The sequence below is a fragment of the Parathalassolituus penaei genome, from assembly GCF_026626885.1.
GTDB lineage: Bacteria > Pseudomonadota > Gammaproteobacteria > Pseudomonadales > Oceanobacteraceae > Oceanobacter > Oceanobacter penaei.
Genome location: NZ_JAPNOA010000016.1, coordinates 242,396 through 261,413, shown reverse-complemented (window position 1 = coordinate 261,413; position 19,018 = coordinate 242,396). Strand labels below are relative to the sequence as shown.

The 19,018-nt window shown below is 54.5% G+C and carries 18 protein-coding genes; 12 read left to right on the top strand and 6 right to left on the bottom strand.

Annotation, left to right across the window (positions count from 1 at the left end):
- Positions 1-3: 3 nt before the first annotated feature.
- The 3 genes from OUO13_RS04385 to OUO13_RS04375 form a co-directional block, all read right to left on the bottom strand.
- On the bottom strand, positions 4-657 hold the full coding sequence (locus tag OUO13_RS04385) for a YigZ family protein (RefSeq protein WP_283172706.1): 654 nt from the start codon (positions 655-657) through the stop codon (positions 4-6).
- A gap of 138 nt (positions 658-795) precedes the next feature.
- The gene (gene ilvN, locus OUO13_RS04380; RefSeq protein ID WP_283172635.1) at positions 796-1,287 is read right to left on the bottom strand and encodes an acetolactate synthase small subunit; all 492 of its coding nucleotides are present in this window, start codon (positions 1,285-1,287) and stop codon (positions 796-798) included.
- A 2-nt stretch (positions 1,288-1,289) separates the two neighbouring features.
- Positions 1,290-3,014 (bottom strand): acetolactate synthase 3 large subunit, encoded by a 1,725-nt coding sequence (locus tag OUO13_RS04375; RefSeq protein ID WP_283172634.1) that lies wholly within the window; start codon positions 3,012-3,014, stop codon positions 1,290-1,292.
- Between the two features lie 466 nt (positions 3,015-3,480).
- Between OUO13_RS04375 and OUO13_RS04370 the strand changes: the two genes are divergently transcribed.
- Positions 3,481-3,957 carry a DUF4124 domain-containing protein gene (locus OUO13_RS04370; protein WP_283172633.1) on the top strand — a complete coding sequence of 159 codons (477 nt, stop codon included), beginning with the start codon at positions 3,481-3,483 and terminating at the stop codon, positions 3,955-3,957.
- Between the two features lie 16 nt (positions 3,958-3,973).
- Here the strand turns inward: OUO13_RS04370 and pgeF are convergent, their stop codons facing one another.
- Positions 3,974-4,702, bottom strand: coding sequence for a peptidoglycan editing factor PgeF (gene pgeF, locus OUO13_RS04365; protein WP_428982316.1), 729 nt, complete (start codon positions 4,700-4,702; stop codon positions 3,974-3,976).
- Positions 4,680-5,648: a 23S rRNA pseudouridine(1911/1915/1917) synthase RluD gene (gene rluD, locus OUO13_RS04360; RefSeq protein WP_283172631.1), complete on the bottom strand. Its 969-nt coding sequence runs from the start codon at positions 5,646-5,648 to the stop codon at positions 4,680-4,682. Before rluD ends, pgeF begins: the two co-directional genes overlap by 23 nt.
- Positions 5,649-5,780: 132 nt before the next feature.
- On the opposite strand from rluD, the gene OUO13_RS04355 reads away from it, so the two are divergent.
- Positions 5,781-6,599: an outer membrane protein assembly factor BamD gene (locus tag OUO13_RS04355; RefSeq protein ID WP_283172630.1), complete on the top strand. Its 819-nt coding sequence runs from the start codon at positions 5,781-5,783 to the stop codon at positions 6,597-6,599.
- Between the two features lie 114 nt (positions 6,600-6,713).
- On the opposite strand, the gene OUO13_RS04350 is transcribed toward OUO13_RS04355, so the two are convergent.
- Positions 6,714-8,336 (bottom strand): NAD+ synthase, encoded by a 1,623-nt coding sequence (locus OUO13_RS04350; protein ID WP_283172629.1) that lies wholly within the window; start codon positions 8,334-8,336, stop codon positions 6,714-6,716.
- Between the two features lie 108 nt (positions 8,337-8,444).
- Between OUO13_RS04350 and OUO13_RS04345 the strand changes: the two genes are divergently transcribed.
- From OUO13_RS04345 to OUO13_RS04300, 10 genes are all read left to right on the top strand, one after another.
- Positions 8,445-9,995 carry a sensor histidine kinase gene (locus OUO13_RS04345; protein WP_283172628.1) on the top strand — a complete coding sequence of 517 codons (1,551 nt, stop codon included), beginning with the start codon at positions 8,445-8,447 and terminating at the stop codon, positions 9,993-9,995.
- Positions 9,992-11,431 carry a sigma-54-dependent transcriptional regulator gene (locus OUO13_RS04340; RefSeq protein WP_283172627.1) on the top strand — a complete coding sequence of 480 codons (1,440 nt, stop codon included), beginning with the start codon at positions 9,992-9,994 and terminating at the stop codon, positions 11,429-11,431. The genes OUO13_RS04345 and OUO13_RS04340 overlap by 4 nt, the downstream gene beginning before the upstream one ends.
- 122 nt (positions 11,432-11,553) lie before the next feature.
- Positions 11,554-12,141 (top strand): GspH/FimT family protein, encoded by a 588-nt coding sequence (locus OUO13_RS04335; protein WP_283172626.1) that lies wholly within the window; start codon positions 11,554-11,556, stop codon positions 12,139-12,141.
- Positions 12,142-12,257: 116 nt separating this feature from the next.
- Positions 12,258-12,842 carry a pilus assembly PilX family protein gene (locus OUO13_RS04330; protein ID WP_283172625.1) on the top strand — a complete coding sequence of 195 codons (585 nt, stop codon included), beginning with the start codon at positions 12,258-12,260 and terminating at the stop codon, positions 12,840-12,842.
- A gap of 25 nt (positions 12,843-12,867) precedes the next feature.
- Positions 12,868-13,212 (top strand): hypothetical protein, encoded by a 345-nt coding sequence (locus OUO13_RS04325; RefSeq protein ID WP_283172624.1) that lies wholly within the window; start codon positions 12,868-12,870, stop codon positions 13,210-13,212.
- A 10-nt stretch (positions 13,213-13,222) separates the two neighbouring features.
- Positions 13,223-16,600, top strand: coding sequence for a PilC/PilY family type IV pilus protein (locus OUO13_RS04320; RefSeq protein ID WP_283172623.1), 3,378 nt, complete (start codon positions 13,223-13,225; stop codon positions 16,598-16,600).
- A complete protein-coding gene (locus OUO13_RS04315) occupies positions 16,597-17,094 on the top strand; it encodes a GspH/FimT family pseudopilin (RefSeq protein WP_283172622.1) in 498 nt (165 codons plus the stop codon). The genes OUO13_RS04320 and OUO13_RS04315 overlap by 4 nt, the downstream gene beginning before the upstream one ends.
- The gene (locus OUO13_RS04310) at positions 17,091-17,684 is read left to right on the top strand and encodes a type IV pilus modification PilV family protein (protein ID WP_283172621.1); all 594 of its coding nucleotides are present in this window, start codon (positions 17,091-17,093) and stop codon (positions 17,682-17,684) included. Before OUO13_RS04315 ends, OUO13_RS04310 begins: the two co-directional genes overlap by 4 nt.
- On the top strand, positions 17,681-18,541 hold the full coding sequence (locus OUO13_RS04305) for a PilW family protein (protein ID WP_283172620.1): 861 nt from the start codon (positions 17,681-17,683) through the stop codon (positions 18,539-18,541). The genes OUO13_RS04310 and OUO13_RS04305 overlap by 4 nt, the downstream gene beginning before the upstream one ends.
- A 19-nt stretch (positions 18,542-18,560) precedes the next feature.
- Positions 18,561-19,010 (top strand): type IV pilin protein, encoded by a 450-nt coding sequence (locus OUO13_RS04300; protein WP_283172619.1) that lies wholly within the window; start codon positions 18,561-18,563, stop codon positions 19,008-19,010.
- Positions 19,011-19,018: the final 8 nt, after the last annotated feature.

The window sequence follows — 19,018 nt, the reverse complement described above, 5'->3', positions numbered from 1 at the left end:
AGGCTACGGGTTTTCCCGTTTAATCAGCACCTGTCCGGCACAACGGTCGGACAGGCGTTGCAGAAACTCGTCAGCCACTTCCGCCGCAATCTGCAGCTGCATACTGACTTGCTGGTCCCAGCCGGTATCCACCAGTTCAATGTCGTAACCTTCCATCAGGTTGCGCACGGTTGATTCCAGGGCGTAATCAAAACAAATACCAGCCGCCACACGGGGCACTCGCTCCCGGGTACTTAACTCCGCCAGCGCCTGTAACACCGCATCGGCATAAGCCCGCTGCAACCCACCGGTGCCGAGTTTGATGCCACCAAAATAACGCACCACCGCCACCACAATTTCGCCCAGACCGCTGTGTTGCAAGGCATTCAGCATCGGACGTCCGGCGGTGCCAGACGGTTCGCCGTCGTCACTCATGGATTTGACGGTGGTATCCGGTGCACCAGCGATATAGGCCCAGCAAACATGGCCAGCATCGGGAAAACGGGCACGTACCGAGTGCAGAAACGCCTCGGCATCGTCGCGACTGGACGCCCGCTCGACAAAGGTCAGAAAACGGCTGCGTTTGATTTCCAGACTGGTATGGCAAGGTGCCGCTGGCACCGGATAACGACTGATCATAATGGTTGCAGGATACTCACTCACACCAACGGCCATCATCCAATCCACGACATGTGAAACCGGAAAAACGCCAGCAACGGATCATAACATCCGCCACACAACATACCGGGATGATAAAAACAGCCCAATAAAAAAGGGCAGCCAGGCTGCCCTTTTTACTTCCGCGAAATCCGAACCTTACAGGCTCAGAATTTTTTCGCCGCGGGAAATACCGGATACACCAGTACGGACGGTTTCCAGTACGGAACCCGGACCAATTGCCTCGATAAAGGCTTCCAGTTTGTCGGTCGCGCCGGTCAACTGGATGGTATACACGTTTGGCGACACATCAACGATCTGGCCACGGAAGATATCCGCGGTACGCTTGATCTCGGCACGCTGGGCACCCACGGCCTTCACCTTGATCAGCATCAGCTCACGCTCGATGTGCTGACCTTCGGACAGGTCCACCAGCTTGACCACTTCGATCAGCTTGTTCAGCTGCTTGGTGATCTGCTCGATCTTGCGGTCGTCACCGTGAGTGGTCATGGTCAGACGGGACAGGGTCGCGTCTTCCGTTGGAGCCACGGTCAGGGTTTCGATGTTGTAACCACGCTGGGCGAACAGACCCACTACTCGGGAGAGCGCGCCCGGTTCGTTTTCCAGCAGAATAGAAATGATGTGTCTCATGATCAGGTACGCTCCGTCTTGCTCAGCCACATATCGCGCATGGAGCCCTGTGGCACCTGCATTGGATAAACGTGTTCTTCAGGGTCAACTGCCACATCCAGGAACACCAGACGATCCTTGTATTTCACCAGGGCGTCTTCCAGTGCCTGCGGCAGCTCATCACGAGTCTTGACCTGAATACCCACGTGGCCATAAGCCTCAGCCAGCTTCACGAAATCCGGCAGGGATTCCATGTAGGAGTGCGAGTGACGGCCTTCATAGTTCATGTCCTGCCACTGACGCACCATGCCCAGAGAGCCGTTGTTCAGACACAGGATCTTCACAGGAATGCCGTATTGCAGACAGGTAGACATTTCCTGGATGTTCATCTGGATAGATCCTTCACCGGTAACACACACAACGTGGTGATCCGGAAAATTCAGCTTGATACCCATGGCGGCAGGGAAGCCGAAGCCCATGGTGCCCAGACCACCGGAGTTGATCCAGCGGTTTGGCTTGTCAAACTTGTAGTACTGGGCCGCAAACATCTGGTGCTGGCCTACGTCAGACGTCACGTACGCGTCACCGTTGGTGGCCGCCCACATGGCTTCAATCACTTCCTGAGGTTTCATCAGGCCGTTTTCGTTCTTGTCGAAACGCATGCCGTGACGTGGACGCCATTCGTTGATCTGCTTCCACCAGGCACTGATCGCATCGGCATCCGGCACTTCACCGGCTTCATCCAGCAACGCCATCATTTCGTCCAGAACAGTACCAACCGGGCCAACGATTGGCACATCAGCGGTGATGGTCTTGGAAATAGAAGACGGATCAATGTCGATGTGGATGATCTTGGCATCCGGGCAGAACTTGCTGGTTGCGTTGGTTACACGGTCGTCAAAACGGGCACCCACGGCCAGAATCACATCAGAGTGATGCATAACCATGTTGGCTTCGTAAGTACCGTGCATACCCAGCATACCCAGGAAGCGGTCAGCAGTACCCGGATACGCGCCCAGACCCATCAGGGTGCTGGTGCATGGGAAGTTCAGACGATCAACCAGAGCGCGCAGCTTGTCGGAGCTGCCATCAATGACCACACCACCGCCGGAGTAAATCACCGGACGTTTGGCTTTCAGCAGCAACTCAACGGCTTTCTTGATCTGACCGGAGTGACCGCGCTGAGGTGGAGTGTAAGAACGCAGTTTGACCTTCTTCGGATAAGCGTATTCGTAACGCTCATTCGGCATGGTCATGTCTTTTGGAATATCGATCAGAACCGGACCTGGACGGCCAGTGCTGGCGATATAAAAAGCCTTGGCCACCAGTTCCGGGATTTCTTCCGGACGGCGAACGCTGAAGCTGTGTTTAACAACCGGGCGAGACACACCCAGCATGTCGGTTTCCTGGAAGGCGTCATCGCCCACCAGATGGCTCATTACCTGACCAGAAATAATGACCATCGGGATGGAGTCAGTAAAGGCGGTAGCAATACCGGTAATGGTATTGGTAGCACCAGGGCCTGAGGTCACCATCACTACGCCGGGTTTACCGGTCGCACGGGCGTAACCATCTGCCATGTGAGCAGCGGCCTGCTCGTGACGGACCAGTACGTGTTTCACGGCACTTTGTCTGTACAGGGCATCGTACACGTGCAGCAGCGAGCCGCCCGGGTAACCATAAATGTATTCAACGCCTGCTTCGTGCAACGCACGAACCAACATTTCTCCGCCGGAAAGTAATTCCACCGTACTATCCTCTTGCACAGGCTCAATAACGAGCATGACTGAAAATTGAATGAATAATGGCCCGCTCCGCTATCGACGTTGACAGGGAGAAGCCTGGGGTGGATGAATAACTTGTAGTTGCTCATCGGAGTCTTGTGGCCTGGTCGAAAACCACAAGTCGGAACTGGATCGGAGGATAACCGTACCAGGGACCAAAATCTTCCAGGGAGCCATCAGGGATGGTGAGGCTTCAATACCCGGAAGAAACCCGGCGATTTTATCACCACCGCTTATTTTGTCTATATGAAGTACCACCCGTCGGGGACTTCAGAAGGCTTGATGACTGCCAGATGCGGGTATCACAGAGTGTCGCAGTTCCTTGACTTCAGGAACAGATTTTCCCACTCTCGCATTCAACGGACGGACCCGCCGGTTAGCGCACACACGTCCACCCGGTTTCCCAGCTTTCGCCATCAGGTAAACGCCAATGTTCATGCAGTTGCGTCAACGCCCAGTTCAAATCCTTGTCCGCTCCCTGTCGGCTCTGGCCCTGCTGGCCAGCCTGCTGCCAGCCACTCTGAATGCTGCCCAGGTATATCGCTGGACCGATGAAAACGGTCAGGTTCACTTCAGTTCCAACCCGCCGGTCGAAAAACTCAAACAGGCGGAAAACTATGACATCAAAGCCTTGCCACCAGCAACACCGGCTCCGGGTGCTGCCAACAAGAATGCACCAGCCGCCGATAAACCCACTGAAAAAGATACGGAAATGAAAGGCAGTGTTTCGACAGAAGATGCCGACAAGTACTGCAAGCAGGGCCGGGATTACAAACAGACTCTGGCTTCCAACTTCAACCGTCGTTACACCCGTCCGGATGGCAGTATGCGCCCACTGACGGATGCCGAGCGGGCTGAAGAAAACACCAAGGCCGACAAGATCATCAAACAATACTGTCAGCCATAAGTGTCAGGCGCGACAATCAGAGACCGTTTTCGCGCCAGATAAGCGTTGCCTGACGACCACAGAAGCGATCCCGGCGATAGGAATAGAAGCGTTCAGGATCGCTGAAGGTACAGTCCGTTCCACCAGCCACCAGACTGACACCGGCCGATAGCAGCTGCCAGCGGGCAATCGCTGGCAGATCCGCCATCAGACGATCCCCTCGCCCCGCCCGGAAACAGCTGTCCGGTGCTCCAGCAAAGGCCGCACGCACTTCCGGTCCGACTTCAAAAGCATCCGGGCCAATCGCCGGGCCAATATAAGCCGTCACCTGCGAGGGATCCGGAAAGCGCGCCAGTGTGTTCAGCAACACACCGGCCGCCAATCCGCGCCAGCCCGCATGTGCAGCTGCTACCTGCTGGCCATCCAGACTGGCAAATAACACCGGTAGACAGTCTGCAGTCAGAATCGCACAGGCCAGACCGGTCTGACGGGTGGTGCTGGCATCGGCGGTCAGACGCACAGGTCCACCACAGGCTTCTACCACATCCACACCGTGCACCTGCTGCAACCACTGGATCGCGGTGACACCTGGTAATTCCTGCAACAGCTGCTGACGATTACGCGCCACCGTGAGCGGATCATCACCAACGTGATCCCCCAGATTCAGTCCGGCATACGACCCGCTGGAAAATCCACCGTCACGGGTCGTTACCAGTGCCCGCACGCCGGCGGGCAATTGCCAATCAGTAATCCTGATCTTCTTCACGGCCATCACGCCCCAGTACGTCGAGCAGGTGAATCATGTCTTCCGGCAGATCCACTTCCCACTCCAGCCAGTCACCATCCACCGGATGCCACAAGGCCAGTGCCTTGGCATGCAGCGCCTGACGCGGGAAGGTTTGCAGGAGGTTGCGCAGCTCCGGGCCAATGCCACGAACCAGACGAGTACGGCCAGCGTAGGTGGCATCGCCCACCAGCGGATAACCGATGTGTGACATGTGCACACGAATCTGGTGGGTACGGCCGGTTTCCAGCTTGCAACGGATATGGGTATGAGTGCCGAATTTCTTCAGAACGCGATAGTTGGTAATCGCTTCCTTACCCATCGGGTTAACGGCCATTTTGGTACGCTGGGTGCCATGGCGACCAATCGGCTGATCAACCTTGCCACCACCGGTCATCTGGCCTTGCACCACGGCTTCGTATTCACGGCCCATGGTGCGGTCTTGCAGCTGCCCCACCAGGTTGGCCTGGGCTTGCAGGGTTTTGGCCACCACCATCAGACCGGTGGTGTCCTTGTCGAGACGGTGCACAATACCGGCGCGCGGAATGTTCACCAGCTCCGGGCAATGATGCAACAGACCATTCAGCAGAGTGCCATCATGGTTACCGGCCGCCGGGTGCACCACCAGACCAGCCGGTTTGTTGATGACCAGAATGTGTTCGTCTTCGAACACCACATCGAGTTCGATGGCTTCTGGCTGCCAGTCACCTTCTGGTGTCAGCTCGGCATTCAGCGCAAGGGTTTCGCCGCCGACCAGCTTGTCGCGGCCGCGCCATACCTTGCCATCAACCGTCAGCAGACCATCCTTGATCCATTGTTGCAGGCGCGAGCGCGAATATTCAGGGAAAACAATGGCCGCAACCTGGTCAAAGCGTTTATTGCCATGTTCATAAGGAACCTGGAGAGTTTTCTGGATCTGGGTGGTCATAGGGAATCTGGTTAAGTCCGGAAATGAGCGGGCGTACGGATACGAACTGCCGTCGGCTTCTTGGGACAACCGGACGACTGTGCTTTAATACCGCGTTTCCGCGAAGTATATCCACAAACAGGAATGCGCTCCATGATACGCCGCTGGCTGTTGCTTGCCCTGCCCCTGATTCTGTCCGCTTGTTCAAATAATCCTGAAAAGACTGAACTGACAGAACAGGAATACTACCAGCAGGCCCGTGAGGCTCTGGATGATGAAAGTTACATGTCTGCCGTTGAAAAACTGCAGGAACTGGAATCCCGCTATCCGTTTGGTCGCTACGCCGAGCAGGCTCAGCTGGAACTGATCTACGCCCACTTCCAGATGTCTGATATGGAAGCCGTTTTAGCGGATACCGAACGTTTTATCCGCCTTAACCCGCTGCATGAAAAAGTCGACTACGCCTACTACATGCGCGCGCTGGCGACCTATGAAATGGGTTTCTCGATGGTTGAGCGTCGCGTCAACCAGGGCAACGCCCGTCGTGATGTCACACCTCTGCGTGACGCCTTTAACCACTTCGCTGAGTTGCTGAAACGTTATCCGAACAGCCCGTACGTGGCGGACGCCCGTGCCCGCATGGTGTACTTGCGTCAGCGCCTGGCATCCCACGATGTGGAAATTGCTCGTTACTACATGAAACGTCACGCCTTTCTGGCGGCCGCCAACCGTTGTGAAAACGTGCTGGAACACTACCAGCGCACACCAGCCGTTGCTGATGCACTGGCCATCATGGTTGAGGCCTATCAGGAACTCAACATGAAACCGGAGGCTGACAAGGCATTGGAACTGCTGGCAATCAACTACCCGGATCATCCACAGATGAAAGATGGTGAATTCCAGTCCAGTGGTCTGGCTCAGGTTGACCGTCATTCCCTGCTGGAAGTCATGACATTCGGCTTGTTGCGCTGATCGCCAGACCGATTAGCAGCAGACAATAAAAAAGCGGCCAAGGCCGCTTTTTTATTGTCTGGGATTCCGAAGCCCCAGACACACCCAGTATGCCTGAGACTCCATCGCTCACACTTAAACACCAGCCTTCCAGCCATTGGTGAGCGGATATCGACGATCACGGCCAAAACCACGACGGGTAACACGCACACCCACCGGTGCCTGGCGACGCTTGTATTCGTTGATATCAACCAGACGTACTACCCGCATCACATCCTCACGGGAGAAGCCGCTGGCGATAATGGCTTCGGCGCTCATGTCCTGCTCAATGTAGGACTCCAGAATCGCATCCAGCACCGGATACGGCGGCAGGCTGTCCTGATCCACCTGACCCGGAGCCAGCTCGGCTGACGGTGGGCGATCGATCACGCGCTGCGGAATCACCGGCTCAATGCTGTTGCGATAATTGGCCAGATCAAACACACGGGTTTTGTAGACGTCCTTGATCGCACCGTAACCACCGGCCATATCACCGTAAAGCGTGGCGTAACCCACCGCCATTTCACTCTTGTTGCCAGTGGTCAGCACCATGTAACCGGTCTTGTTGGAAATCGCCATCAGCAACACACCACGGCAGCGCGACTGCAGGTTTTCTTCGGTGGTATCACGCGCCATACCAGCAAACTTCTCCGCCAGCGATTCCATAAAGGCATCGTACATAGGCGCAATCGAAATCGATCGATACTGAACGCCCATTTTGGTCGCCTGCAGGGCAGCGTCTTCCTTGCTCATGTCAGAGGTGTAGGCAAACGGCATCATCACCGCCTCAACCCGGTCGGCACCGAGCGCATCAACGGCAATCGCCAGCGTCAATGCCGAGTCGATACCACCAGACAACCCCAGTACCACACCTTTGAAACGGTTCTTGTTAACGTAATCACGTACGCCGGTAACCAGCGCCTGATACAGGCTTGCCAGTTCGGATTCAGGCAGGGCAGCATTAGCCGATACCGCAGTCAGCAGCGAGCCATTCCAGCACACATCCGCCTGGCATTCGTTCCATTCGGCCATTTGCAGAACCACATCACCGTTGCCAGCCATCGCAAACGAGGCGCCATCAAACACCAGTTCGTCCTGACCACCCACCTGATTCACATAGAGGATCGGCACACCCAGGCGGCTGGTATGTTCTTTCAGCAGGCTCACACGCTCATCGTGTTTGCCAATGTGATACGGCGAAGCATTGAGGTTCAGCACCAGTTCCGCACCGGCACCAACACACTGGTCGATTGGCCCTTGATGCCAGATATCTTCACAAATGGTCAGGCCCAGACGATGGCCACGATAATCAACCACCAGAGGCTGATAACCGGCGCTGAAATAGCGCTGCTCATCGAACACCTGATAGTTTGGCAAACATTGTTTGGCATAACGGCCCAGGCAAGCGCCTTCAGACCAGATACCAGCACAGTTATAAAGACGGCCATCCTCACGCCATGGGAAGCCCACTACAATCGCAATACCACTGCTGGATGCAGCTATTCGATGCAGGGCTTCTTCAATGCGTGGCTGCAGGCTTGGGCGTAGCAGCAGGTCTTCTGGTGGATAACCGGTCAGGGCCAGTTCGGAAAACAGCACCATATCCGCACCCCGGGTACGAGCCGTCGCCGCTTCGGCAATGATACGGTCGCAGTTGCCGACGATGTCGCCAACCAGAAAATTGCACTGCGCCAAGGCAATCTGGAGTGTCTCGGACATGTAATACGTTACCTTTCGATGTTTTTCGCGGTATTGTCGGTTTTTGCCAACGGTTACGCAAACAACCAACGCGGATTTATCAAGCAGCCGCCAGGAGACAGTAAAGACATGGTTTTTCAGGCAAGCGAGCTCGCCGTCAGAGGCAACCGTCTGCTCCGATTCTACGCAATTTATTCACTGTTGGTTGCTCTGGTTGTGGTGTCCATTCATGTGATGGATACCAGCGGACAGATTATGGGCAACCCGAATTCACTGCTGCGCTTCTGGTTAACCCTCGGTTATGTTGCCCTTGCCGCCATGTTTGTAGTGATTGCCTGGCTCGGCCCCAATGTGCAGCATGCCACCGCCTACTTCTTTATTGAAACCGCCATTCTCAGTTTTCTGATGTCGATTGCCGGTGGCTTCACCAGTGGTTTCTCCAGCCTGATTCTGTTCAGCGTGGTGATCGCCAACCTGCTAGCTCCAGGTATGCTCGGCTATGCCGTGGCCGCCTGGGTCACGCTGGCTGTGATGTTTACCCTGCACTACCTGCCAGACCGTTATGATACCAACGTACTGTTTGCTTCGGGCTTTTATGGCGGTCTGTGCTTCCTGCTGGCTGCTCTCACCCAGGCGTTGGCGACCCGTTTGCGCAGCGCTCTGGCGTTGGCCACCGAAGAAGCCGCCCGGCTCCGCCGCCTGCGACGTTTCAGCTGGCAAGCACTACTGGACCTGCCACATGGTATCGTTGGTTGCGACAAGGATATGGAAGTGCTGTTTTTTAACCAGAAAGCCCAGCAATGGCTTGGTCTGGATCAAGGCCCCGGATTGCCCCAGGTTGTACGCGAGTGCCTGCCCCATCACCATGGTGAAGAAATCTGCAAGCTGAAGGTTAACGATCAACAGCTTGCCATTCGCAAGGTTGAATTGAACGATGGCGAACCGGGTGATTTTCTGCTGTTTATCGAAGAACAATCCAGCGTAAATGCCGCCGCCCAGCAGCTAAAACTGGCCTCTCTTGGTCGTCTGACTGCCAGTATCGCTCACGAAATTCGCAACCCGCTCAGCGCCCTGCGCCAGGCATCCCAGCTCTTGGCCGAAACGCCTTATCTGCAGTCTTCGGAGCAATATCTGACCCAGGTAATTGAACAGCATTGCATGCGGATCAACCGCACCATCGAAGACATACTGCAATTGTCGCGCAAACGCCAGCCAATGCAGGAAGGTTTGCGTCTTGCTCCCTGGTTACAGCATTTCGCCGAACAATTTCGTAGCCAGCATAAAGAGCTGGTATTCACTCTGGAAATCCATTGTGATCGCGAGTTGATGGTGATGTTTGACCCTGATCATCTGCAACAGATTCTCTATAACCTCTGCGGTAACGGCCTGCGTTATGCACTCAAACAGAATCCGGACCAGGCAAGCTTGCGATTGGAAGCATCCGTAACCACCAATGGTGAGCGCATCCAGTTGGATATCGTCGATAATGGTGGTGGTATTGCCCCTGAACAACTGGCGCATTTATTTGAACCCTTCCACACCACTGAACATAATGGCACCGGACTTGGCTTGTATCTTTCTCGAGAACTGAGTGAAGCCAACCAGGCAAGCCTGCTGTATCAACCTACCGAATCAGGCAGCTGTTTTCGCCTGATGATGAGAACGGACACACATTCATGAAGCAGTACTCAGTCCTCATCATTGATGATGAGCCCGATATCCGCCAGTTAATGGCCATGACCCTTGGGCGAATGGACCTCGACTGCAGCCAGGCGGCGACCGTCAGCGAAGCATTGCAATTGCTGCGCGAACGTCCATTTCATTTCTGTCTGACCGACATGAAGCTGCCCGATGGCAACGGTATGGACATAATCCAGCTCTGCCACTCGCGTTATCCGGATATGCCAGTGGCCATGATCACCGCCTACGGCAATATGGAAATGGCGATTGAGACACTGAAGGCGGGAGCCTTTGATGTAGTCGCCAAACCGGTTGACATCACCCGCTTGCGTGAACTGGCCAATGCCGCTCTGCGTTTGACCCGCGTACCGGTTCATATGGAAAGCCTGCCCTCTTCCGATGCGTTGCTGGGCCAGTCAGCCCCCATGCGCCAGCTCAAGGAGCGTATCCAGAAAGTCGCCCGCACCCAGGCGCCGGTATTTATTTTTGGCGAATCCGGTACCGGTAAGGAACTGGTGGCACGCCTGATTCATCACCAGAGCTCCCGTGCCGAAGGACCGTTTATTCCGGTAAACTGCGGCGCTATTCCCAAAGACCTGATGGAAAGTGAATTTTTTGGCCACAAGAAAGGAGCCTTCACCGGTGCAACCGGCGAAAAAGAAGGTTTCTTTCGCGCCGCGGAAGGCGGCACCTTGTTTCTGGACGAAGTCGCTGAACTCCCCCTCGACATGCAAGCCAAACTGCTGCGTGTGATCCAGGAAAAAGCCATCCGGGCCGTTGGTAGCGAACATGAAGTGCCGGTCGATGTCCGTATCGTCAGCGCCAGCCACAAGAATCTGGGCAAAATGGTCGAGGATGAAAAATTCCGCCAAGACCTTTTTTTCCGCCTCAATGTGATCCAGCTGGAAGTGCCACGCCTGTGCGAACGCTCGGATGACATCCCGCATCTGGTACAGCACTTTATTCGCAAATACAGCAAGGAATGGGGAATGCCAGAAGCCCGCCTCGAACCGGAGGCAATGCAATGCCTGCTGAATTACGAATACCCGGGTAACGTGCGGGAACTGGAAAATATCCTGCAACGGGCCGTTACCATGGCTGAAGGTGACGAAATCACGGCCTATGATCTGCATCTGCCTGGCCAGAGCAGCCGCCCTACGTCATCTTTGGCTGTTAGCAACGCTGAAAATCCAAATGATGCATCCGATGACAGATCATTGAATGACGGCAATCTGGAGAGCACAAGCTCAGGAATCTCTGACATCCAGCACCCCATCGAGACCAGCAATCTCGAGATGTATCTGGAAAACATCGAACGTTCCGCTATCACTCATGCACTGGAAACCACGCGCTGGAACAAGACCGCCGCTGCTGAAAAGCTCGGAATCAGTTTCCGGGCACTGCGCTACCGCTGCAAGAAGCTGAGAATTGATTAAATTGCCCAAATTGCCTCAGTAAAAAGACTGAGGAAAATTCTCCGAAATCTCATGCTTTTTCTGGACAGACAAGCGCACCTCCCTGGCTTTAAATGGTTCATACCATCCAGGGAGGAATATCCATGCAAAGGAATGTACTTGCCTCACCCGTACCTGTCTCCAATGATCAGCACGGCATGACCCTGACCGAACTGCTGATTGTCCTGCTGATCATCAGTATCTCGTTTGCGTTCGTATTCCCCGCCATTGATGGCTTCCTGTTACAACAGCGTGGCTATTACGAAATCCAGCAGCTACAAACCCTGATCGACACTAGCCGGACCACAGCGGTTGCCCTGCAATCACATGCCACACTCTGTCCACTCGACAGCCAGCAGCGCTGCGACAACAACTGGAACGCATCCCTCACCCTGTTTCAGGACCGCAACGGCAATCGTGCGCTCGACACCAACGAAACCGTTATTCAGACCATTCCAGCCGCTGATAACGATGTGAAACGCCATTATCCTAACCGGGCACTGATGTTTGACGAACGTGGCTTTGCTGCCGTTAACAATGGCTCACTCAGTTATTGTCGTCGTTTGCCGAACAATCGTTATTCAACTTCTGTATGGATTGTGTCGCGGATGGGTCGAGTGAGAACTGGTCGAGATACTAATGGTGACGGGCTTCCGGAGGCTGCCAGCGGTCAAAATATTCCGTGTTTTTGAGGTAACCGTTAACACCGAAAACTGAAACGCCTGGCGTTTGAGCAGTTGCAAAACCCCTATGTTGAGTAGCAATATCCCTCATCATTTTTACTTAAAGTTAAAGTTGCTACTAGAAAATGAGAATCAGTTACCAAAATACTACATTTTCTGGCAGTGCGCCGATTCGAGCCAGAAAACAGCGCGGATCTGCCCTGCTGATCAGTCTGGCCATTCTCACTCTGCTGACTCTGGGTGCCAGTGTGGCCATGCAACGTTCAAGCTTGCAGGTCAAGATGACAACCAACATGCAATTCAAGCAGCAAATGTTCACGGCAGCTTATAGCAGCATTGAATCCATGATGGCCAACCTGGGCAGCGGTGATGGTGCCACCGATGCGCTCGGCACCCTGATCACCAACGAACAAAACAATGTCAACGCCGGTGCTGCCAGCGGTGATACCACCATCGATATTTTTTCCGAGAGTAGCTGGACCGCGCCGGAACACGATGATCTGAAAGCCGTTGACTCGGTATCCAACCTTGTCAGCGTCGACCAACTGCCATCCGGCAAGAAATATTCGCTTCGGGACTCCGCTGGCAACAGTGCTGGCACCCAGGCTCCTTACTACTTCGCCAGCCAGGTTATCGCGAGTAATGCCGGCGGCAATATCAGCTCAGTACAACGCCAGGGCTTTGTTGTGATGGGCGCTGCCCCGCAATAACAGCCCGACTCAGGGAGACGAGACAATGAAAAGGTTGTGTTTGCTGGCAAGTCTGGCAATGGCTTCGTATTGCCTGGCGACAGAAGAGTCACCAACGCTGGGCGGTTTTGCCGAATACCATATTGCGGCCACCGACCTGGTAGCCTTCTCGGGCGGAGCAGCACAGGCTCGCCTGTGTGAAGACTGCTCCATTACCGCTCTGAAGCTGAGCCGGTACAACGAATTTTTTGATCAGGACACTCCCATTGACCTCAAGCGTGCGACTGAGCTGTACCTGTCGCACCCCTACCCGGTGATTTATCTCGGGGTAGATCGTCAGCAAAAGGAAGTCACCTACATTCGCTTCGGCGGCTACAAAGGACCGTATTGAGGTACAGCCCATGAAACTCTACTGGCTATCGTTAACAGCAATAGGACTACTGTCTGTTCCACCGGCACAGGCTGACGACACCGAAATCTATGTCAGCAGCAATGCTTCCAGTACCCCAAACGTGGTGTTTGTGATGGACACATCAGGCAGTATGGCCGGTAACGTTTACAGCGACGGCACTCTGCAGGGCACTCGTTTGGCGGTTGTTCGTCAGGCGGCCATTGACGTTATCAACAGTACCAGCAATATCAATATTGCCCTGATGCGCTTCAATAACAACCAGGGCGGACGCCTCAGTACACCTATGATGTCGATTGATGCCGATGGCACCCGCTCGGTGGTCAGTTCGGTCCTCAACTCCTATACGGCCAACGGTTATACCCCCCTCACTGAAGCCGTTTATGAAGCAGGCGCATTTCTTCGCGGTGACAACATCAAATACGGCACCACGGTTACCGACAACAGCAATATCTGTGTGAGCACCAGTGAACAAGTCACACAAGTGGTAATCCCCGGCACTCCTACTCAATACCCATGGTGGTGGACCGTCGCCCAGAATGATTTGTGGGTCATTCCCTATACCTACAAAACCAATCCATCCCTGACCTGGAAATCCTGGGGCAGCCTGAATAGCAGTGCCAAAAACACGCTCCGTAATACCTATGGCCTGACTTCAACAACCTTTGGCACTGGCTCGGTGCCCTGGTGGTTTGTGCTCGATACATCGCTGATTTCGAGTATTCGTAATGCGGATACCGGTGAGTTCACCATCTGGAGCAGCCTCAGCAGCAGCACCAAAACCCAGCTGGTCAACGCCGGTATTAACGAAAGTACTTACAGCAGCAACATTGCCAACGACACCACCGGCCCGGTTGCCGGAACGCCCGACACCGTCGAAAACCGGACGGAGACCGTGTGTAACGAATATCTGAATCTGGACGATGCTCACAACGGTGCTGGCAAATACATCTCGCCCATGAACGACGAATGTCAGACCAACCATATTGTGGTGTTCACCGACGGCGAACCCAACCAGGATACGGATATCAACACAACCGTACGCAGCCTGGTGCAAACCCTGCCTGCCAGTACTTACCCAACCGCCAGCAACTTCTCGACCAGCTGCTCTGGTGAGGGTGGCTGTGCGGAAGAACTGGCATGGTTCTATTACCACGCCGACAACTCCACCGCCCTGGAAGACACCCAACGTATTTACGTTCACACCATTGGTGGTTTTATTTCCGGTGCATCGCAGAATCGCCTCGATGCCATGGCTTCCTACGGTGGCGGTATTTCCGGTAACGGTAGCGACGCCGCATCTCTGAAAGAAGCCTTGACCAAGGTATTTGCCAACATTTCCAGCAACAGCGGCAGCTTCTCGGCACCCGCTGTGGCGGTGAACGCCTTTAACAGCATGGAGCATACCGACCAGCTGTATTTCTCGGTATTCAGCCCAGCCAGCACCGTGCGTTGGCAAGGCAATATCAAGCGTTATCGTCTCTCTGACGGTGAAATCGTCGATTCCCGCGATGCGGCAGCGGTGGATGACACTACCGGATTTTTTGCGGATAACGCCGTCAGCTTCTGGACACTCTCAGAAGACTCTCCGGATGGCGCCAACGTCACCACCGGTGGTATTGCCCGCCGCCTGACCGCTCCGGCGTCACGCAATATTGCCACCTGGTTAGGCGGCAATACATCCCTGACCGCTTCTGCCAATCGCATCAGTAGCTCCAATAGCAACCTGACCCAGGCAATGTTCGGTACCAGCCTGTCAACGGACAATTTCACCAAACTGCTGCTGTGGTCATCTGGTTATGACGTTCTGAACGGCAACCCGACCCTTGCTCGTCGTGAAATGGAAGACCCGCTACACAGCCGTCCAGCACTGCTGACCTATGGGTATACCATCAACGGCTCCGGCGAAAAGATTCCGGACAGTGTTCTGTATGTGGGCACCAACAGTGGTTATCTGCACGCGTTTAACACCAACATCGACAGCCCATACGAACACTTTTCATTTGTTCCGAAAGAACTGCTGCCAAACCTCGCTGCCTACTACGCCGGTGGTGGCAGCAAGATGTACGGTATGGATGGCCAGATCAGCGTTTGGCATAACGACAGCAACGGCAATCTGATCATCGACAATAATGAACAAGCCTATCTTTACAGCGGTATGCGCCGTGGTGGTCGTAACTACTACGCACTCGACGTCAGCGACCGAGCCGAACCCAAATATCTGTGGCAGATTAACGGCGGCTCAGGTTCGTTCTCTGAGCTGGGGCAGACCTGGTCAGAAATGACACCGATCACTATTAAATGGGGCGGCGTCAAAAAAGACGTTCTGGTGTTTGGCGGTGGTTACGATCCAGCTGAAGACAACAACGATATCCGCACGGATGCCACCATGGGTAATGCCATCTATATGGTTGACCCGGCGACCGGCGCATTGCTCTGGAAAGCCTCTCCGTCAGCTGATGCCAGCTTACGCCTGACAGGAATGACCAGTGCCATTCCATCCAACATCGCTCCGGTAGATATGGACGGTGACGGTACTGTTGATATGCTCTATGCCTCTGATATGGGTGGACGTATCTGGCGTATCGACTTTACCGGGGCCGATACCGGCGCAGGTGCTGCTGATTATGCTCAAGGTGGCGTGATTGCTGATCTGGGGGCTGACAACTCGGCCTCCGAGAACGTCCGTTTCTTTACTTCTCCGGATGTTAGCTGGAGTAATGAGGGACAGTTTTATAACTCGTCTACAGGCACCCTGTACTCGCAGGAACGTTTCCAGATTGCGATCGGCTCTGGTTACCGCGCACATCCACTGGATAACAGCGCCACCGACCGCCTGTACCTGATCAATGACTACGACACACTGACGGTACCGAGCAGTTACAGCCCCTTGAACCGTTCCGATCTGGCTAACTACAGCAGCTTCAGCTCAGCATCGGCCAACCAGATTCATAACGGGCTGTTCTACACCCTGCCAGATGAAGGGGAAAAAGCATTGTCCGACTCCATCACGGTCAGTGGTTATAGCTATTTCACCACCTATCGGCCATCAGATCCAAATACCCAGAGTGGCTGTGAACCGGATATCGGCGATGCGCGGGTATATATGTTGAAAAACGGTACCTACAAGCTGGATGAAAACGGCAACGTTGTAAAAGAGCCGCCCATTCTGATCGAAAAAGATCTGGAAGAAGGAGGAATTCCGCCAAGTCCCGTGCTGATTGTTGAAAAAGCCGTTGCAGACGGTACCGTTGGTGGTGGCGGTGGTGGTGGTTGTCCAAATGGACAATCCATAATCATCGGTGCCGAACTCGAGTGTCCACCGGATGCCAACGCCACCCTTTATCGAAATTACTGGAGGGAAGAATGATAGCTGTATCCCACCTGTTTCAGGGGAGGGCCATACGTGGCCTGACCCTGATTGAAATGATGATTACCCTTACCATCATCGCCATTCTGGCGGCGGTGGGAGGGCCTTCCATCAATGGAATGATGCAAAACCGTACCGCCGACGCTCTGCGTGACCATCTGGAAATGGATATCGCCTTTGCACGCAGCCAAGCCGTGGTTCTCGCTAATACCGTCAATGTCCAGCCACTCAGTGGCGATTGGAACATCGGCTGGCAAGTACTGCAAGGTGCTACGCTTCTGAGAACCCGCGGCTCCAACAGTCAGCATACCGCCGCTGCCAACACCATCAGCAGCACGTTCACCACAAGTGCCCCCTTAAGTTTCGACAGTCAGGGACGCGCCTCAACCGGCTCCCTGCTGATTGCCGTCACCAATTGCAAGGGGGAACACCGCCACACCATCAACATCAACTTCATCGGCCAAACCGTGATTACCTCAGGTGCCTGCCCATGAGATATTCCCCTATTCGTCAGCAGGGGTACACCCTGATCGAAGTGATGATCACCGTTGTGATCAGTATCATTGGTCTCGCTGGCATCGCTGCTTTGCAACTGGAAGTCAATCGCTCAACAGAAGATGCGGGGGGCCGTACCCAGGCTAGCTGGATGCTCGAAGACCTGACCAATCGTATTCGCGCCAATTCTGCTGCGGCGTCCGCTTATGATACTGGCGGAGTAGCCGTGGACTGCAGCGCTCCACCGACTCCCATGTGTTCCAACCAATATAATGGCAATAACATTACCATCGCTGATGCAACTTGCACTGCTGCTACCTTGGCGGCTTCTGATTTGTGGGACGTCGCCTGCTCCAGTAACTGGGAAGTATCAGGGTCAGTATTTACGCGAAAAAGTGCATCCGACTTTATTGCTACTCCACAACTGATAGTAACTTTTACCGATGGTGCCGTGGATGATCATGTACAGATCAGTCTCAGCTGGGACGCTCGCTCCGGCGGCCAGGATGCCAATGGCAATTTTATTTACGTCGATTCAGATGACATCCAGGATCGCACATTGACCCTGACCACGGAGTTCACCCCATGATTCAGCGTCAACGCCCCCTGCTGTCGCGTGGTCTGCAACAACAACGCGGTATCACCCTTGTCGAATTAATGATCGCCGGAGTACTGGCTCTGGTGATCAGTTATTTCGCCATGTCGATCATGATGACCAGCAGTCAGACCGCCTCGCGTTCCAATGGACAAGCACAGGCGCAGGAGTCTGGTCGTTTTGTACTGAGCTGGTTGCATACCGAAGCCCGACGAGCCGGTTACAACAGCAATATCAGCGCCGACCGTGTGCAGCCATTTGCATCAGCTTGTGCGGCCGGCTCTGCCATGCCTCCTGCGGTCGGAGGCAACTGTTCTTTCAACAGCGATGACGCCGCTAATAGCGATCGTCTGGCCTTGCAGCGGACCTACTCCACCAGCAGTGGTAACGCACGTGATGGCCAGGATTGCACCGGCGTAGACCTCAGCACCAACGCGGCACTGACTAATGATGAAACCGTTCTTACCGATGTCTACTGGGTAGTACGTGACAATGGCAACGATGGTGATGCCTACGACGATGTATTGCGCTGTGTTACCTACGACGACAGCGGTGTAATCGTGGCGCCAGCCCAGACCATCGCATCCGGCGTTGAAGGGCTACAGATTCTCTATGCTGAGGGAAGCAGCAGTGATAACCGTGCCATTACACGGTATGTGCGTGCCAGTGACATATCGGACATGTCTAATGTCTCGGCTGTTCGGATAAGTGTTTTGACCCGATCATGGGCCGAAAACGCCAGTGGTGAAGAGCAACGCAGCTACGTACTGCTGGATGCAGCGCCTTATACCTTCACCGATGGTGTTGCCCGTCAGATCATGACCACCACAGTGGCACTCGCCAACTTCTGAGTCTTTAAGAGAGTTCGAGATGACAATTCGCTTTAACACACATCGACTGGCGGCCGGTTTCACTCTGGTAGAACTCATGATCACTCTGGTGGTGATCGCCATTCTCACGGCCGTGGTAGTGCCGTCTTACCAGAATCAGGTTCGCAAGGGACATCGCACCGACGCGGTTGGAGCAATCAGCAGCATTCTGAACGGAGAGGAACGTTATTACGCCGATAACGTCACTTATACCAATGAACTGGCCAAACTCGGTATGACCGTAACCGGCTCAGGTTCATCGGCTTATGTCACCACCGATGATGGCCGTTATCACATCGTGGCACGTGCTTGCACCGGTATGACCCTGACCCAATGCGTAGAGGTTGAAGCCAAAGCCCAGGGCAGCCAGGTGAATGACGGTAACCTGATAGCCAATACCCTGGGGCGTGCCGTACGGGTATTGCCTGACACCACAGAGGTGAGCTGGTAATTTGTCCT

Bases quoted from the DNA above. Each gene is read 5' to 3' on its own strand.
- OUO13_RS04315 (WP_283172622.1), top strand. From the start codon at position 16,597: ATGATAGCTGTATCCCACCTGTTTCAGGGGAGGGCCATACGTGGCCTG.
- OUO13_RS04320 (WP_283172623.1), top strand. From the start codon at position 13,223: ATGAAACTCTACTGGCTATCGTTAACAGCAATAGGACTACTGTCTGTT.
- OUO13_RS04370 (WP_283172633.1), top strand. From the start codon at position 3,481: ATGTTCATGCAGTTGCGTCAACGCCCAGTTCAAATCCTTGTCCGCTCC.
- OUO13_RS04335 (WP_283172626.1), top strand. From the start codon at position 11,554: ATGCAAAGGAATGTACTTGCCTCACCCGTACCTGTCTCCAATGATCAG.
- OUO13_RS04310 (WP_283172621.1), top strand. From the start codon at position 17,091: ATGAGATATTCCCCTATTCGTCAGCAGGGGTACACCCTGATCGAAGTG.
- OUO13_RS04340 (WP_283172627.1), top strand. From the start codon at position 9,992: ATGAAGCAGTACTCAGTCCTCATCATTGATGATGAGCCCGATATCCGC.
- OUO13_RS04305 (WP_283172620.1), top strand. From the start codon at position 17,681: ATGATTCAGCGTCAACGCCCCCTGCTGTCGCGTGGTCTGCAACAACAA.
- rluD (WP_283172631.1), bottom strand. From the start codon at position 5,648: ATGACCACCCAGATCCAGAAAACTCTCCAGGTTCCTTATGAACATGGC.
- OUO13_RS04325 (WP_283172624.1), top strand. From the start codon at position 12,868: ATGAAAAGGTTGTGTTTGCTGGCAAGTCTGGCAATGGCTTCGTATTGC.
- OUO13_RS04355 (WP_283172630.1), top strand. From the start codon at position 5,781: ATGATACGCCGCTGGCTGTTGCTTGCCCTGCCCCTGATTCTGTCCGCT.
- OUO13_RS04350 (WP_283172629.1), bottom strand. From the start codon at position 8,336: ATGTCCGAGACACTCCAGATTGCCTTGGCGCAGTGCAATTTTCTGGTT.
- ilvN (WP_283172635.1), bottom strand. From the start codon at position 1,287: ATGAGACACATCATTTCTATTCTGCTGGAAAACGAACCGGGCGCGCTC.
- OUO13_RS04385 (WP_283172706.1), bottom strand. From the start codon at position 657: ATGATGGCCGTTGGTGTGAGTGAGTATCCTGCAACCATTATGATCAGT.
- OUO13_RS04330 (WP_283172625.1), top strand. From the start codon at position 12,258: ATGAGAATCAGTTACCAAAATACTACATTTTCTGGCAGTGCGCCGATT.
- OUO13_RS04300 (WP_283172619.1), top strand. From the start codon at position 18,561: ATGACAATTCGCTTTAACACACATCGACTGGCGGCCGGTTTCACTCTG.
- OUO13_RS04345 (WP_283172628.1), top strand. From the start codon at position 8,445: ATGGTTTTTCAGGCAAGCGAGCTCGCCGTCAGAGGCAACCGTCTGCTC.